This is a genomic window from Myxococcales bacterium (assembly GCA_022184915.1).
Classification (GTDB): domain Bacteria; phylum Myxococcota_A; class Polyangia; order Fen-1088; family Fen-1088; genus JAGTJU01.
The window spans coordinates 103503-119129 of the sequence record JAGTJU010000007.1 but is presented as its reverse complement, the minus strand read 5'-3'; the positions used below and the strand labels follow the sequence as shown (position 1 = coordinate 119129).

General features: G+C 65.4%; 14 protein-coding genes. 10 read left to right on the top strand and 4 right to left on the bottom strand.

The genetic code is table 11. From position 1 onward, the window contains the following. Positions 1 to 49: 49 nt before the first annotated feature. The 3 genes from KA712_23070 to KA712_23060 all read right to left on the bottom strand — a co-directional run bounded on the left by KA712_23070 (position 50) and on the right by KA712_23060 (position 2638). Entirely contained in the window at positions 50 to 1009 is a 960-nt protein-coding gene (locus KA712_23070; GenBank protein MCG5055850.1) for a metallophosphoesterase, read from the bottom strand. 97 nt (positions 1010 to 1106) lie between these two features. Further along, positions 1107 to 1901 carry an alpha/beta hydrolase gene (locus KA712_23065; GenBank protein MCG5055849.1) on the bottom strand — a complete coding sequence of 265 codons (795 nt, stop codon included), beginning with the start codon at positions 1899 to 1901 and terminating at the stop codon, positions 1107 to 1109. Beyond that, positions 1898 to 2638 carry a hypothetical protein gene (locus KA712_23060; protein ID MCG5055848.1) on the bottom strand — a complete coding sequence of 247 codons (741 nt, stop codon included), beginning with the start codon at positions 2636 to 2638 and terminating at the stop codon, positions 1898 to 1900. The genes KA712_23065 and KA712_23060 overlap by 4 nt, the downstream gene beginning before the upstream one ends. Positions 2639 to 2802: 164 nt before the next feature. Between KA712_23060 and xerD the strand changes: the two genes are divergently transcribed. From xerD to KA712_23010, 10 genes are all read left to right on the top strand, one after another. Further along, positions 2803 to 3702, top strand: coding sequence for a site-specific tyrosine recombinase XerD (gene xerD / locus KA712_23055; protein ID MCG5055847.1), 900 nt, complete (start codon positions 2803 to 2805; stop codon positions 3700 to 3702). Between the two features lie 178 nt (positions 3703 to 3880). After that, the gene (locus KA712_23050; GenBank protein ID MCG5055846.1) at positions 3881 to 4525 is read left to right on the top strand and encodes a site-2 protease family protein; all 645 of its coding nucleotides are present in this window, start codon (positions 3881 to 3883) and stop codon (positions 4523 to 4525) included. Beyond that, positions 4522 to 5622 carry a segregation/condensation protein A gene (locus tag KA712_23045; GenBank protein MCG5055845.1) on the top strand — a complete coding sequence of 367 codons (1101 nt, stop codon included), beginning with the start codon at positions 4522 to 4524 and terminating at the stop codon, positions 5620 to 5622. Before KA712_23050 ends, KA712_23045 begins: the two co-directional genes overlap by 4 nt. Beyond that, positions 5609 to 6985, top strand: coding sequence for an SMC-Scp complex subunit ScpB (gene scpB / locus KA712_23040; protein ID MCG5055844.1), 1377 nt, complete (start codon positions 5609 to 5611; stop codon positions 6983 to 6985). Before KA712_23045 ends, scpB begins: the two co-directional genes overlap by 14 nt. A 34-nt stretch (positions 6986 to 7019) precedes the next feature. After that, on the top strand, positions 7020 to 7796 hold the full coding sequence (locus tag KA712_23035; GenBank protein ID MCG5055843.1) for a hypothetical protein: 777 nt from the start codon (positions 7020 to 7022) through the stop codon (positions 7794 to 7796). A 106-nt stretch (positions 7797 to 7902) separates the two neighbouring features. Further along, on the top strand, positions 7903 to 9444 hold the full coding sequence (purH, locus tag KA712_23030) for a bifunctional phosphoribosylaminoimidazolecarboxamide formyltransferase/IMP cyclohydrolase (GenBank protein ID MCG5055842.1): 1542 nt from the start codon (positions 7903 to 7905) through the stop codon (positions 9442 to 9444). Positions 9445 to 9461: 17 nt separating this feature from the next. Further along, the gene (purD, locus tag KA712_23025) at positions 9462 to 10769 is read left to right on the top strand and encodes a phosphoribosylamine--glycine ligase (GenBank protein ID MCG5055841.1); all 1308 of its coding nucleotides are present in this window, start codon (positions 9462 to 9464) and stop codon (positions 10767 to 10769) included. Positions 10770 to 10803: 34 nt separating this feature from the next. Further along, entirely contained in the window at positions 10804 to 11514 is a 711-nt protein-coding gene (locus tag KA712_23020; GenBank protein MCG5055840.1) for a methyltransferase, read from the top strand. A 23-nt stretch (positions 11515 to 11537) separates the two neighbouring features. Beyond that, complete coding sequence (locus KA712_23015) at positions 11538 to 11933, top strand: GtrA family protein (GenBank protein MCG5055839.1); 396 nt, start codon at positions 11538 to 11540, stop codon at positions 11931 to 11933. Further along, entirely contained in the window at positions 11930 to 12448 is a 519-nt protein-coding gene (locus tag KA712_23010; GenBank protein ID MCG5055838.1) for a phosphatidylglycerophosphatase A, read from the top strand. Before KA712_23015 ends, KA712_23010 begins: the two co-directional genes overlap by 4 nt. Before the next feature lie 61 nt (positions 12449 to 12509). Here KA712_23010 and KA712_23005 read toward each other — a convergent pair whose 3' ends face one another. Beyond that, positions 12510 to 15620 (bottom strand): CusA/CzcA family heavy metal efflux RND transporter, encoded by a 3111-nt coding sequence (locus KA712_23005; protein ID MCG5055837.1) that lies wholly within the window; start codon positions 15618 to 15620, stop codon positions 12510 to 12512. Between the last annotated feature and the right edge of the window lie 7 nt (positions 15621 to 15627).

Here is a 15627-nt window from a genome sequence, read left to right as displayed (position 1 = left end):
TGCGGGAGAACGCAGATGCCACGCTGGGCGGGCCGGCCCTGCGGCGGCCCTAGGCCTTGAGCCGCCTCTCCCGCCTCTCGCGCTTGAGAACCACCTGCCGGGCCCGTTTGGCCTGGACCGCGAGGGAGGGCCGCCGCCCCTCGAGGGGCTTTTGTTCCCCGTGATGTTCGACGAAGCTGCCGGGGGAGATGCCGAGCTCGAAGATGGTGACCTCGCGGCGCCCCCGGTCGCCTACCCGAAACGGCATCACGGCGGCACCGATGCCAGCGCCCACGTAGACCGCGCCATGGACGTCGTCTTCGCCCCGAGGACCGCGGCTGCCGTAGAGGCCGTGTACGTACTTGTGGCCGAACAGGCGCCCCAAAGCGAGCTCGTGGAGTTTCGCCACGGTGACCTGGCCGCCATGGGTGTGTCCCGAGAGCACGAACGGCACCCCTCGCTGCCAAAGACCGTCGGCCTCCTCGGCGATGTGTGACAGCGCGATCGTGGGCACGTCCCGCCGAAGTCCTTTGGTCCCTTTGTCCTTGTCGGCGTGGCCGGTGTAGGCGTCGTCGAGTCCGACCACTTGCAGTCGTTGATTGCGCAGCGTGAGCAGGGTGTTCTGGTTGGACAGCACCTCCACGCCGGCTCGCAGCAGGCTCTTCCTGACTTCGGGCGCGCCCGACCAGTGGTCGTGATTGCCGAGCACGGCCATGACCGGCACCTTGAACAGCCCCATGAGCTCGCTGAGCTGGTCGAGGTAAAGCTGGCTGTGGCAGACGAAGTCGCCCGTGAGCACGACCAGGTCCGGGTTTTCGGCGGTAGCGCGGGTCACGGCCTCGACCTGCACGGCGAACGGGGTCATGCGCCCGACGTGCTGATCGGTGAGGTGGGCGATCCGCAGGGGCTGCATCTTGCCCACGTAGGCCGATGGTCCGGCGAAGCGGCGCAGGTGAACCCGCGGCCGCAGGGAACCGGGCTCGGGTGCCTGTCCCACGGTGGAGAGAATGCCGAGCGGCAGTCCGAACATGTCGCTTTGAAGTTTAGTCCAGAGCGCGCGGGTGCGCATGGCAAATGGCCCGTGACTTCGTCGACCGCCTGTGGCCGGCGGCCGTGAGGGGCGGCCCTCACCGGCGCTGGAGGAATGCCACCAGAGCGGCCGCGAAGCACGCGGGGTGCTCGAGGTTCGGCAGGTGCCCCACGTCGGGTAGTTGCTGCAGGACGGTGTTCGGAAGCGCTTCGGCCATCGAGCGGTTCTCTTCCGGCGTCGAAAGGGTATCGAGCGCACCCGCGATGACCAGGGTGGGCACCAAGATAGCTGGCAGATCGACGCGTCGATCCGGGCGGTCCCGCAGGGCCGCCAGCGTGGCCACGACGGTCTGTGCAGGCTGGTTCATGAGGCGGCGGATGGATCTCATGACGTCGGGCGGCGTCTCGGGGGCCACGAGCCGGGTCAGCATGCCGTCCGCGAAGGGCGCCACGCCCCGAGCGTTGACCAACTCGATCGCTTGGTCTCGACCTTGGCGGGCGGCATCCGAGTCGGCCGCAGCCTTCGTGTCGGCGAGCACCAAAGCAGACACGAGCCGAGGGTGGTTCGCCGCAAGCGCGAGCGCCACGTAACCGCCCATGGACAAGCCCACCACCGCCGCCGGGGCGATCCCCAGGGTCTCGATGAACCGCGCCACGTCCCGCGCGTGATCCGCCACGGTGTGGGTCCCCGTCAACCGTGGAGACTCTCCGAAGCCCCGCAGGTCGGGGCTGATCACGCGAAACCCCGCCTTCACGAGTGCCGGGGTGATGGCTATCCAGAAGCGCCTATCGAAGGGAAACGCATGCAGCAGAAGGACCGCCGGGCCTTCTCCTTGGTCGTCGTAGGCCAGCCGAACGGCGTCGTCGCTGGTTTTGGCCGTCGGTGTGCTCATTTCTTCTTGCCTGACATGCCCGACATGAGCTGCTGCATGAACTGGTTCTGGTCGAAGGGCAGGGGCTTGCCGCTCAGCGACGACTTGGCGTCATGGCCCTGCTTGAGCAATTCCACCGTAGCGGGGCCCATCTGGGTCTTGCTTTCCATCTTGACGAGACCGAGCGGCGCCGCTTTCTCGGAGAGCCACGTGGTGGCCTCTTGGTCGCCTTGCGTTTGCACGTGCTTGAGGGCTTTGAAGGTGCCGCCTGGCACCTTCACGGTTTCGGCCTTGGTCGAGAGCGTCTTCGGATCCAGGGGCTTGAAGGACTCTTTCGGCGCCATCGGGTGATTCGTGGGCATTTGCATGGGCGCGTTGGCTCCCACCTGTACCACTACAGCCGAGGGGCGCCCCTCGAGCTTCGGGTCGCGGGGCAGCGCGAGCTGCAGGATCATGCGCCCCATGGCCGCCATGGGGCCCCCCTCCACCGTCATCTCGAGCGTGGTGGTCTTTTCATCACGCGCCACCACGGCGAGCCGCTGCTTCATCTGGTTTCCGCCCACGCTGAGGCCGTATTCGGCCCAAGTCCCTGGCTTGACCTGGTGCAGGTCCAGCAGGGTGGGAAAGACGGAAGGTCCCCCCTGTGCCCACGTGGCCCGGGCGCCGGCCGCAAGGCACACCCAGAGGGCGGCAAGCGAGGTCAGGCGGAGGGCCCAGCGGCGGATGGCAGCGTGGCGTGTGATGCGGGGCGGGTACATGGCTGCTCCTTGGCTCGAGGGGAGGGGTGCGGGCCTTTGGACCTTGTCATGTCTCGGCGCGGGGCGCCACCGGTCGGGCGAAGACGGCGGGCGTGCGTTTCAGGGTGTGCGAACTTGCGTGGCAGGTGTGCGCCGGCGAGCATGGTCCCAGGACACGATTCGGCATGGACAGCGCACTTCAGATGTTTCTCGACCACCTCAAGGTGGAACGGAGGCTCGCGCCTGCCACGGTGGGGGCGTACGGCCAAGACGTGGGGAGCTTCATCGCGTTCCTGGTCGAACGGAAGACGGCGGGCGTCGAAGCCATCACACCCCTCGACGTGCTCGACTTCGTGGCCCAGCTGACGGAGACCTCCATCGGCGCGCGCTCCCAGGCGCGCAAGCTCATTGCGCTCAGGCAGTTCTTTCGGTTTTTGAAGGATGAACGCCTCCTGGCGAACGATCCCACCGAGAATCTTGACCTGCCGCGCTTCGGGCGAAAGCTGCCTTCGTTTCTAACCTCCCCCGAGGTGGAGGCGCTGCTCGCCGCCCCCGACCGCAGCCATCCTTTGGGACTCCGAGACGCCGCGATGCTCGAGACCCTCTACGCCACGGGGCTGCGTGTCTCGGAGCTCGTCAAGCTGAAGCTCGGCGACCTCAACCTGCTCGCCGGGTACTTGCGGACGATGGGCAAGGGCAGCAAGGAGCGTCTGGTGCCCTTGGGGCAGGCCGCGGTGATCCTGCTTCGGATGTATCTCGAAGGGGCTCGCCTCTCGCTGGTCACGCGGGCTCCCAATCAGCGCATGGCCGAGTTCCTGTTCCTTTCGCGCCTCGGCCGCCCCCTCACACGGCAGGCCTTTTGGAAGCAGCTCAACCAGTATGCTCTGGCCGCCGGCATCACCCGCCCGATCTCGCCCCACAAGCTGCGGCACTCCTTTGCCACCCACCTCGTGGAGAGGGGGGCCGACCTGCGCTCGGTCCAGGCCATGCTGGGTCACGCCGACATCGGCACGACCGAGATCTATACGCACGTGTCTCGCAGCCACCTGCGCCGTGTCTACGACAAATTCCATCCTCGGTCGTGAGGCCGCCGCTCGCACTGCGTTGTAGGTGGGTTTTTGTAGGCTTCTTGCAGACTTGCGCGCGGCGCCGCGCGAAACGGGAGCCCGGGGGCCCTGATCGTTGAGATCCTCATGGGGCTCGGCTATACCGGGCAGACATTTTCCCGGCAGGCGATTCGTGGGCAGTATTTCTCCAGACTTGGTGCAGCGCGCAATTTTGTTTTTGATTGCGCTGATCCTCAGCATAGCGGTCCATGAATACGGCCACGCGCTGGTGGCGTCCCGTTTGGGCGACCCGCTGCCCCGGTCCCAGGGGCGGCTGACGCTGAACCCCCTGCGCCACGCCGACCTGATGGGCACCATCGTCTTCCCGCTCGTGGCGATGTTTTCGTCGTTTCCCCTGCTGGGTTGGGGCAAGCCGGTCCAAACCAACACGGCCGCCTACACCCGGCGGTTCTCCCGCGCCACGGGCCACATGTTCGTCGCGATAGCGGGGCCGGCCATGAACCTCGTGCTCATGGTGGTGAGCTCGCTCGTGATGGTGGTTTTGGTGAGGGTGGGCGTTGCCAGCAATTCCCTGCTGCTCGTCGTGGAAGAGCACCTGATCCGCCTCAACTTCGTGTTGATGGTCTTCAATCTCTTGCCGATCCCGCCGCTGGACGGGGGAGCCGTACTGGCCTGGTTCCTGCCGCCCTCTCTTCAGGGGATTGTGGACTTCTTGCAGCGCTGGGGCATGTTGGTGCTCTTGGGCCTGATGTTCACGGGGCTTTTGTCCCTGTGGTTCACGCCCGCGTTTCATCTTTACGATTACTGGCTGCGGTTGATTCACGGTTTGTTGGCGGCATGAGTGAAGCGGCGGACACCTCAGAGGTGGCCAACACGCCCTCGGGGCGCGAACGCGCCCCTGCGCCCGAAGGTCAGGGGCCCGAGATCCCGGACAACCTCACGTACCGGGTGGTCCTGCCGGAGTTCGAGGGACCCCTCGATCTGTTGCTCTTCCTCTGCAAGAGCCACGAAATCGACATTCTCGACATTCCCATCGCCTTCGTCACCGAAAAGTACCTCGAATACCTCGACCTCATGCAGTCGCTCTCCGTCGAGGTTGCGGCCGAGTACCTGGTGATGGCGGCCACCCTGGCGTACCTCAAGTCCCGCGAGCTGGTGCCGGCCCCGGAGCCCCTCGATGTGCAAGCCGACGATGCGGAGGAGTCTGGTGATCCCAAAGAGGAGTTGATTCGGCGGCTGTTGGAGTACCAGAAGTACAAGGACGCGGCGGAACAGCTGGGCAACCGCCCGATCGAAGGCAAAAACGTGTTCGGACGGGGCATGCCGGTCAGCATCGAGAAGGGACCGGAGGTGCTGGCCGAGCACTCTCCCTGGAAACTCATCGAGCACTTCGCGGATCTGCTCAAGGACGCTCCCGTCGAGCACACCCACGACGTGGTCATCGATCGCATGTCGGTGGCCCAGCGGATCAACCAGCTCATCGACAAGCTGGAGGCCGGCGAGGGGAGCTTTCGCTTCGACAGCATCATCGATTTTACGCTCCCGCTGGTGGAGCTTCGCCACCAGGTGGTGGTCACCTTGTTGGCGGTGCTCGAACTCGCGAAACTCAAGGCCATTCGGGTGCTGCAAGACCCCGTTTCGGAGACCTTCTTCGTGGCCCGCGCCTCGTCCACCAGCGACGAGGTCTTGCGCCGCGCGCGTCAGCTCAGCACCACCTCCGACGGAGAGGCCGACAGGGCCGCGGCGGTCGAGGCGACAGCGGAGGAGGAGCTTCCTCGAAACGCAGAGGCGGCAGAGGCCGAGGCGTCTGTCATCGCGGAAACGGCTGTCTCCGTTGAGGAAGCGGCTGTCTCCGTTGAGGAAGCGGCTGTCGACGTGCATGACAACCACAATCTGGAACCCCAGCAGGTGAACGAGGAGCCCGATGGCCAAGCGTAAGCAGGGGAAGCAGCAAGACACGGGGAAGGCCGCCGAGGCCCCCGGCGTCGCGGATGCCGCATCCATGGTGAGTGACGCGTTTCCTTCGGAGGCGGAGGTCGAGGCGGAGCGGCAGGACAGTGACATGGCGCTCGAGGGCGCGTCGCTCGCCGCCGCCATGGACCACGCGGAGAGCAAGGCGCGCAAGCGCAAACGCGCGGTGGCCGCGAGCGCAGAGGTTTCGGACGCCCCGCAACGCGAGGAGGAGGGCCCGGCGCCCTCGACCGAGGACGCGGCAGAGGGGCAGATTGTTTCGGAACGAGGGGCCGCAGCGCTCGAGGACGAAGAGTCGATCTCGTGGGACGACGCTGCCGTGCTCGAAGCGCTCGAGGCTGAGGAGTTGCCCGACAACGTACGCAATCTCTTTGGTGCGGACGGCGCCACCCCGCCCGAGGAGGTGGACGACGCAGTCGCTGCGGACCCGGCAGACGAGGATTCGTTTGCGTTGAGCCCACCGGGCGAAGACGAGGGCAGCGGCGAACCCGATGGCATCGAGGGCCTGGAACGGCTCGAAGGCGCGCGCTTGGTTTCCGTCATCGAGAGCCTGCTGTTTGCCAGCGACAAGCTCCTGACCATGGCCGACCTCAAGCGCATGACGGGCGTGCGGGATGGCCGAAAAGTGCAGAAGGCCTTGGACGAGCTCAAGGACAGCCGCCTCGATGCCGGCATCATTTTGGTCGAGGCCGCGGGCAGCTTCCGTTTTCAAACGAACCCTCGGAACGCCGATTTCGTCGGCAAAATGGTGCAGGGCAAGCCGGTGCGTTTGTCGCGAGCGATGATGGAGGCCCTGGCGATCGTGGCCTACAAGCAGCCCATCACGCGCCCCGAGGTCGACGACATTCGCGGCGTGGATTGTGGTCCCGTGCTCAAGACCCTCCTCGAGCGCAACCTGATCCGGGTGATCGGAAAGAAAGAGGACGTGGGTCGCCCCTTGCTTTACGGAACCACGCCCGAGTTTCTCAAGACCTTCAGTCTCTCTGATCTGACCGAGCTGCCAACGCTGCGCGAGTTCCACGAACTCGGCGCGGAGGAGTCGAAGAAGATGAAGGACACCTTCGGCGCCGACGAGGCCCCCGCAGGGGCGCGCGCCAGCGCCGAGGGGCCGGAGGCCGATGTCACTGCGGCGCCCGAAACCGGGGCCCCACCTCAGCCCGAGGTCCGGGTCGACGGGCTCAAGGGCGACCGACCTAGCGCCTTTTCCAACAACACCATCGCGGACGTGCCCGAGGACGACAGTCTCATCGAGGAACTCGAACGCGCCACCGAGGCTGCTACGCGTGCCCTGGAAGCCGGCAAGGGCGAGCCAGGCCAAACGCCTTCGTGACGCGTTCCCTTCCGCCCATCAGAAAGCTCGATTCATGGTTCGTTTGCAAAGATTCCTCTCCCAAGCCCGTGCTGTCTCTCGCCGTGAAGCCGAGCGCCTCATCGCGGCCGGCGCGGTGCGCGTCAATGGCAAGCTCGTCACCGAACTCGGCGTTCAAGTTGACCCCGATAGAGATAGGGTCGAGCTCCAAGGCAAGCGCATCAAGCTCGACGCTCCTCTTTACCGCCTCCTGCTCAAGCCACGGGAGTGCCTTTCTGTGCTCGAGTCCCCTCGAGACGAAGACGGCCGCAAGCGTCCCAGCCTCGAACGCTACCTCAAGGACAAAGAGCCCGGCTGGATCGTGGTCGGGCCGCTCGACTTCGGATCGGAGGGCATGTTGCTCATCACATCCGACGGCGCGTTGGCTGAGCGCATCGTGAAGGGCATTCCGGGCCGCAGGAGTGGAACACCTCTGACGATGACGTACCACCTCAAGTTCCAGGGACTTCTCAGCGAGGATCAGATCGCCCAACTTGGGAAAGGCTGGCGCTTCGAGGGGCGGCTCATCAAGCCCGAGGGCGTCTACCCTCTGGCCACCACAGGAAAGAACATGTGGGTGGAGATCGTGGTCAAGGAACTCCGACCGCGGGCGTTGCGCGCCGTTGGTGAGCGGCTGCGCCTCAGCGTGCTCAAGATTTCCCGCGTGAAGTTCGGAGACTTTTCGTTCGAGGGTCTCAAGATGGGCGAGTTTCGCGACCTGAATGACAAAGAAGTGGCCCAGCTGCAACGTGCAGCCGGCCTGCGAGCGCCCAAGGAGAACGTCCTCGCGTGAGCGCCGCGCCTCGCGAGCCGCGCGCTCACGTCAACCCACAAGGGGCGAAAAAGGCGGCTGCGGACCGGTTCCTGCGTGGTAAAAACCGGGCGCCGTGACAGCCACCATTCGCGCACTTCTTTCCGTCTCCGATAAATCGGGCATCGCCGAGCTTGGCCAGCGCCTTGCCAAGCTGGGCGCCGAGATTCTCTCCACGGGCGGAACTGCCAAAACTCTGCGGGAATCCGGCGTGCCGGTGGTGGAGGTGGGCGTGTACACCGGGGCACCCGAGATCCTCGATGGCCGCGTGAAGACGCTACACCCGAAGGTGGCTGGCGGCATGCTGGGCCGTCCCACGCCGGAGCATCGGCAGCAAATGAGCGAGCACGGCATTCCCCCCATCGACCTCGTCGTGGTCAACCTCTACCCCTTCAAGGCCACCGTGGCCAAAGGCGCGCCCTTCGAGGACATCATCGAGAACATCGACATCGGTGGGCCTACGATGATCCGCGCCGCTGCCAAGAACCACGAGAGGGTCACGGTGCTGGTTGATCCCGCCGACTATGGCCGGGTGTGCGACCAGCTGGAAGCGCAGGGGAGCGTCACGGAGACGCTTCGTTATCAGCTGGCCCGCAAGGCCTTCGCCCATACCGCTGCCTACGATGGAGCCATAGCCGCCTATCTCGGTCGCGTCGAAGCGCCCGAAACGGCTCCTACGGAGTATCCGAAGACGCTGCATCCCGAGCTGCATCTTCATAGCGTGCTTCGCTACGGAGAAAATCCACACCAGACGGCGGCCTTCTATGGGTGGCCCGACATGGTAGGTCCGTCACTGGCCTGTGCAGAGGTGCTTCAAGGCAAGGAGCTATCGTACAACAACCTGCTCGACCTCGACGCAGCGTTTAAGCTTTGCCTCGAGTTTGCCGAGCCCGCCGTGGTCATCGTGAAGCATACGAATCCCTGCGGAACGGCCGTGGCGGCAGCGGGGGTGCTGGAGGCTTACCGGCGCGCCCGCGAGACGGATCCCGTCTCCGCTTTCGGGGGCATCGTCGCGATCAACCGGGAGGTCGATGGCGCGCTCGCGAAAGAGATGACTGAAACCTTTCTCGAGTGCATCATCGCCCCCGCCTTCAGTGAGGAGGCCCTTGCCTTGCTCGGAGCGAAGAAAAACCTCCGCGTCTTGCGGTTGCCTTTCGAGGCGTTGCCCGCTGGCGCGTGGGACCTGCGGACCGTGGCAGGCGGGGTGCTCGTTCAGGCCCGTGATGTGCAGACGTCACCCGCCACGGGCGGTCGCGTGGTCACGAAGCGGGAGCCCACGGCGGCCGAGTTGGCGGACCTGGACTTTGCTTGGCGGGTGACCAAACACGTCAAGTCGAACGCTATCGTTTTCGCAGCCGAAGGCCGCACGGTCGGCGTAGGGGCAGGGCAGATGTCACGGGTGGACTCGGTGAAGATCGCCATCAGCAAAGCCCGTTTACCGCTCAAGGGCTGCGTGGTGGGCTCGGACGCCTTCTTTCCTTTTCGCGATGGTGTGGATGAAGCTGCCAAGGTGGGCATCACGGCCATCGTGCAGCCGGGGGGCTCGGTCCGGGATCAGGAGGTCATCGACGCCTGTAACGAATACGGCATCGCCATGATCTTCGCAGGCGAGCGTCACTTCCGTCACTGAAGCGAGGGACACCGCGCATGTCCAAGGCGACGCCGTTTCCGATTCTGCTCCTCGGCGCCGGGGGGCGCGAACACGCACTTGCGTGGAAGCTCCTGCAAAGCCCGCTTTGCGCGCGGCTCATCGTGGTCCCTGGAAACCCAGGCATCGCGGACCTGGGTGACCGGGTTGCCTGTGTCGCCGCTTCGCCCACGGACGCGGGGCAGCTGATCGCCCTCGCGAAGCGCGAGGACATCGGGTTGGTGGTCTGCGGTCCGGAGGCGCCGCTCGTCAGCGGGGTTGGGGACGCGTTCCGTTCCGCAGGGGTGCCTTTTTTCGGCCCTTCGCAGGCCGCAGCGGAGATCGAAGGCTCGAAGGCGTTTGCGAAATCCGTGATGGTAACGGCCGGTGTGCCAACGGCCGCCTACGGTACGTTCTCGGATGTGGGCGAGGCCGAGGCCTTCATCGCGAAGCAGGCTCGGCCCGTGGTGGTGAAGGCCGATGGCCTCTGTGCCGGCAAAGGCGTGGAAGTGACCTCGCATGCGGACGAGGCACGAGCGGCCGTGCGCAGGATGCTCGAGGACAAAGTCTTCGGTGAGTCAGGTGCGAAAGTGGTCATCGAGGAGCGACTCGAAGGCCGCGAGGCCTCGATCCTGGGGATCTGCGATGGCGAGCGCTTCGTGCTTTTGGCCTCTTCCGAGGATCACAAGGCCGTGCTCGACGGCGACAAGGGACCCAACACGGGAGGAATGGGAGCCTACAGCCCCTCTCCCCTGGTCGACGAAGCGATGATGGAGGAGATCGGCTCCCGGATCTTCGCCCCTACGTTGAGGACCATGGCCGCGCTTGGGCGCCCCTTCCAGGGCCTGCTCTACGCGGGGCTCATGCTGACCCCCGATCGAGGGCCTCTGGTGATCGAGTTCAACTGCCGGTTCGGCGACCCCGAGACCCAGGCCGTGCTGCCACGGCTCGTCGATGACATCGTACCCTGGATGTTGGGTGCAGCCGAAGGGCGGTTGCCCGAAGGACAGCTCGCCTGGCGGCCGGGCACGAGCGTATGTGTCGTGATGGCTGCCGCCGGCTATCCGGTGGCGGTGCGCACCGGCGACGCGATCTCGGGCTTGCCTGCCGTTGCCGACCAGGATCCCGACAATTCGGTCCTGGTGTTCCATGCGGGTACCCGTCACGACGGCAAGTCCCTACTCACGGCAGGGGGGCGTGTCTTGGGCGTGACCGCCGTGGGAACCAGTCTCGACGCGGCCCGCAAGCGCGCCTACGGAGCGGTCGAGGGCATCCGCTTCGAAGGCGCTCATTTCCGGTGGGACATTGGGCTGCGAGGACAGGGCTGACACGGCCGACTCCGGCGGCGGCTCCGCAGCCGAGGTGACCTGCGACACGCTCCTGCGGGGGCGGGTCACGGTTTTTCAGCCTGCCCGTGGCTACCGCTTCAGCTTGGACCCCGTTCTGTTGGCGGGGTTTTTGACGCCTCCCTACGGTGATTTCGTCGATCTCGGCGCTGGATGTGGTGTGTTGGGCTTCGTGCTGGCCACACGGGATCCACATGCACGCGGCGAGGCCATCGAGCTTCAACCGCACCTTGCCGACCTTCTGGCGAGAGGGGCGCAGATCAATGGGCTTCACGAAAGGCTCACCTGTCACGTGGGCGACTTTCTCGCCTGGGCGCCTCGACAGTCCGAAGGCAGCTTTGATCTCGTGGCGTGCAACCCGCCGTTTTATCGGCTCGAGGGCGGTCACCTATCTCCTAAACGCGAGCGCGCCTTGGCCCACCACGAGCTGGCTCTGCCGCTCCCCGCGTGGACGGCGGCGGCCGCCCGCCTTCTGGCTCCCCAGGGGCGCCTGGGCGTCGTCTTTCCGGCATCCCGGGACGGCGAACTCTTCGAGGCGCTGACGAACGCGGGCTTGGCCCACGTGCGGATGAGGTACGCCCGCCCCTCGCCAGGACGCCCCCGACACCGTCTGTTCGTGGAAGCCCGTCCTGGGCCCACCTCACGGGAGGTCGAGCCGGACTTGGTGGTACATGAAGGTGAAGCGTTCTCTCCGGATGTGAGTCGTTTGTTGGACGGCGCCCTCTAGCCGGGCGCAAAATCGGGGTCGCCGTGGGTCTGAAGGTATTCCTCAAGCATCAGCTGGGAGCGTTGGTCTCCACCACGGTGGATTTCGTCGTGATGACGAGTCTCGTGGAAATGCGCCTTGCTTCGCCCGAGGCCGCCACCGCGTGTGGTGCGGGGCTCGGAGCGCTCACCAACTTCGTGCTCGGGCGCCACCTCATCTTCGCCGCCCAAGCTGGTCACATGGGCCCCCAGGCGTTACGTTACGCACTCGTGTCAGGGATTAGCCTTGGCTTGAACACCGGGGGCGAGGCCTTGTTGCACCGGGTGGGGGGCATGCAATATTTCGCCGCCCGCGTGATCGTCTCGGCCATCGTCAGCGTCGGCTGGAACTTTCCCATGCACCGCCGCTTCGTTTTCCCTTCGCCCGTCGGCTCTCGATGAAGTCACCCACCTCGCTCGGCCCGAGCGCCGACTGGAAGCGCCATATGCGCTCCGGTGGCCCCAAGCAACGCCTCGCCTTTTGGCTTTCGTTGTGGTGGGGGTGCGGCTTCATGCCGCGGGCGCCCGGCACAGCGGGGAGTCTCGGGGCGCTGCCTCTTTACGCTTTGGCATCGCTCGGGGGCCCCTTCGTAGTCTTCGCGGTTGGCACTTTGGTCACGGTGCTGGGGATCTGGTCCTCGAGTGAGGTCGCACGGACGTCACGGGCCTCGGATCCGCAGGTCGTGGTGATTGACGAAGTGGCTGGGGTTTTGCTGACGCTCGCTGTGGCGCCAGCAGGTTGGCCAGGCCTCGTCACGGGCTTCGTGCTGTTCAGGCTCTTCGACCAGGTCAAGCCGTGGCCGGTGCGCCGCTTCGAGAGCCTTCCCGGAGGCTTTGGCATCATGATGGACGACGTCGCAGCCGCGGTGATTGCGGGGGCCATCCTCTTGATGCTGCAATGGCTTCACGTACTGTGAGCGCCGAGGTCGCCTCGCGAGGTTGAGGTTGACCTCGCGAAGCGTGGGGCCTTGGGGGCGCTCAGGCGGCCCCGCGGGCCTCGCCGGGGCTGGCGATCTCCTGCTCTCGTACGAGCAGGCGCAGAATCACTGGCAAGACGAGCAGGCAGAGCAGGGTCGACGAGAGGATCCCGCCGATGACCACGGTGGCCAGTGGCCTTTGCACCTCGGCGCCCGCGCGTGTAGAGGTGGCCATGGGCAGAAAGCCGATGGCAGCTACCAGGGCCGTGGTAACGACAGGACGCAGCACCGAGCGGCAGCCGTAGAAGATGGCGTCCCGTACGGGAACACCGTCCTGGATGCGCCGGCGCACTTCCGACGCAATCACCACCCCGTTGAGCACCGCAATGCCAGCGACCGCGATGAAGCCCACCGCAGCGGGGATCGAAAAATCGAGCCCCCGCAGCACGAGCGACAGCACCCCTCCGATGAGCGCGAACGGCACACCCACGAACACCGCCCCGGCCAGACGCAGGTCGCCGAACATCATGAACAGCATGCCGAAGATCGTGACCAACGCGATCGGCACCACCAGGCCCAAGCGGTCTGCAGCGCGGCTGAAGTTCTCGAACTGGCCGCCCCATTCCACCCGAACGCCCGGAGGAACCTTCACCTTGGCTTCGACTTGCGCCCGGGCATCGTTGACGAAGCTCACGAGGTCTCGGCCGCGCACGTTGGCTTCCACCAGCACACGCCGTTGAAGACCTTCGCGGTTGATGACGGCAGGCCCCTCGGTTTCGGTGATCGTGGCCACCGAAGCCAGGGGAACCAGCTGTCCATCATCAGAGGCCACCAGCAGCTCGCCCAGTGACTCCGTGGTGAGCTCGGCGGGCGGCAGCAGCAGCATGAGGTCGAAACGCCGCTCGCCTTCGAAGATCGTGCCAGCGTGTTTGCCGATACGTGACGCCTCGACGACCTCTAAAACCCGGTCCGCCGTGATGCCGTAGCGGGCCAAGCGTTTGCGGTCTGCCTGCACCTCGACGAAGGGCAAGCCCAAAACGCGTTGGACGCGCCAGTCGCCTCGCCCCTCGACGTCCCTGATCACCGCGCCAATCTCGTCGGCCGTTGCCTTGAGAACCTCGAGATCCTCGCCGAACACCTTGATGACGACGTCAGCGCGGGACCCCGCCAGAAGTTGATTGACGCGGTCTTCGATGGGCTGCGACACGGACACGAAGGTCGCCGGCACGTTCGCCTCGACCTTGGACTTGATGGCCTCTCCCAGGTCGTCGAGCGTCTTGGCCGTCGTCCACTCCTTTTTCGGACGCAGTTTGACCATGACCTCCGTCTCGTCGGGACCGACAGGATCGGTCGCCACCTCGGCGCGGCCCGTACGGGTCACCACCGAGAGCACCTCCGGGAACGTGGAGAGCACGTCTTCCACCTGCACGCCCAGGCGTTGTGCCTCCGTGATCGACACCGATGGCAAGCGCTTGACGTCCAGGGACAGCTCGCCTTCTTCCAGGCGTGGCACGAACTCGGCACCGAGCCCCGAGCCGATGTACCCCGCACCCGCCAGGCCCGCGAGCGCCAGCACGATGGTGAGCGTCTGCGCACGGAACACGCGGCGCAGCACGGCGCCGTAGGCGAGGGTGAGCTTCCCCCAGACCCCGTGGCCTTCTTCGTGGTGCTTCACATTCCAGGTGAGGAAGGTCGCGGCCAAGGCGGGAAACGCGGTCAGGGAGAAGAGCAAGGCGCCGAAGAGCGCCAGCGCCACCGTGACCGCCATCGGCTTGAACATCTTGCCTTCCACGCCTTCGAGGGCCATGAGCGGCAAGTAAACGAGCGCGATGATCGCCAAAGCGAAGGTGACGGGACGAGCCACGCGCCTCGCGGCCCCGGCGATGACGAACGCCAGATCCTCCCGGTTGTGCGGCTTCCTCAGTGCGATCTGCACGAGTACGGTTTCCAGCAACACGATGCAGCCGTCCACCAGAAGGCCAAAATCGATGGCGCCGAGAGACATCAGGTTGCCGGTGACGTCGAGCTGGATCATGCCGATCACGGCGACGCTCATCGACATGGGGATCGCAAGTGCAGCCAGAAGGGCCCCCCGAAGCGTCCCAAGCGTCAGCAGGAGAACCAGGACGACCAAGGCCGCGCCTTCGGCCAAGTTGATGGCCACGGTGCTGAGCATGCGGTCGATGAATTCGGCACGGTCGTAGTAGTTCTCGATGCGAACGCCGTCGGGGAGCTCCTTTTGAATTTCGTCGAGCTTCTCCCTCACGGCGTGCACCACCTTGCGAGAGTTGGCGCCCGTCAACATCATCACGGTGCCCGCGACGATCTCGCCCCGGCCCAGCTTGGTGACCGTTCCGAACCGAAGTGCAGGCCCGAGGCGCACGCTTGCAACGTTCCTGAGCAGCACCGGAGTGCCGTCAGCGTCGGAGGCCACGACGGTGTTCTCGATGTCCTCCATGTTCTTGAACAGGGCGTCACCGCGGATGACGAACGACTCGCTGTTCTTCTCGATGTACCCCGCTCCAATCGACGCATTGTTCTTTTCGAGCACGTCGTGGATGTGGCCGAGTGAGAGTTTGTATCCGGCAAGCCGCTTGGGATCGACGATGACCTGGTATTGCTTGGCCTCACCGCCCATTCCGTTCACTTCGATGACGCCAGGGACCGAGCGAAGCTTGTAGGCAACGACCCAGTCGAGCAGCGTCCGCAGCTCCATGGGGGAATGACGCTCGGACGTGAGGTAGAATTCGTAGATCTCACCAAGGCCGGTCGAGACCGGACCCAGCTCGGGGTTGCCGTAGCCTTCCGGAATCTGGGTCTCCGCCAGCTTCAGCCGCTCCATGACGAGCTGACGCGCGAACCAGGGGTCCGTTCCGTCCTTGAAGACGCTGGTCACGGCTGAAACGGCGGTGCGGCTGACCGAGCGTATCTCGGCCAGGCCCGGCAACCCGTTCATCGACATCTCGATGGGGTAAGTGAGGTACCGCTCGACCTCGAGCGGCGCGAGGCCCGGGGCGCTGGTCATCACCGACACCTGGACGTTGGTGACGTCGGGCACGGCATCGACGGAGAGGTTCTTCATGCTCGAGATGCCGAATGCCAGCATCGCAAGCCAAAGCACGATGATCACGCCGCGACGGCGTACGGATTGAGTGACGATCCATTCGAGCATGAACCGT

Coding starts and splice junctions, on each gene's coding strand:
- KA712_23070 (MCG5055850.1), bottom strand. CDS start 1,009: ATGTTCGGACTGCCGCTCGGCATTCTCTCCACCGTGGGACAGGCACCC.
- KA712_23065 (MCG5055849.1), bottom strand. CDS start 1,901: ATGAGCACACCGACGGCCAAAACCAGCGACGACGCCGTTCGGCTGGCC.
- KA712_23060 (MCG5055848.1), bottom strand. CDS start 2,638: ATGTACCCGCCCCGCATCACACGCCACGCTGCCATCCGCCGCTGGGCC.
- xerD (MCG5055847.1), top strand. CDS start 2,803: ATGGACAGCGCACTTCAGATGTTTCTCGACCACCTCAAGGTGGAACGG.
- KA712_23045 (MCG5055845.1), top strand. CDS start 4,522: ATGAGTGAAGCGGCGGACACCTCAGAGGTGGCCAACACGCCCTCGGGG.
- scpB (MCG5055844.1), top strand. CDS start 5,609: ATGGCCAAGCGTAAGCAGGGGAAGCAGCAAGACACGGGGAAGGCCGCC.
- KA712_23035 (MCG5055843.1), top strand. CDS start 7,020: ATGGTTCGTTTGCAAAGATTCCTCTCCCAAGCCCGTGCTGTCTCTCGC.
- purD (MCG5055841.1), top strand. CDS start 9,462: ATGTCCAAGGCGACGCCGTTTCCGATTCTGCTCCTCGGCGCCGGGGGG.
- KA712_23010 (MCG5055838.1), top strand. CDS start 11,930: ATGAAGTCACCCACCTCGCTCGGCCCGAGCGCCGACTGGAAGCGCCAT.
- KA712_23005 (MCG5055837.1), bottom strand. CDS start 15,620: ATGCTCGAATGGATCGTCACTCAATCCGTACGCCGTCGCGGCGTGATC.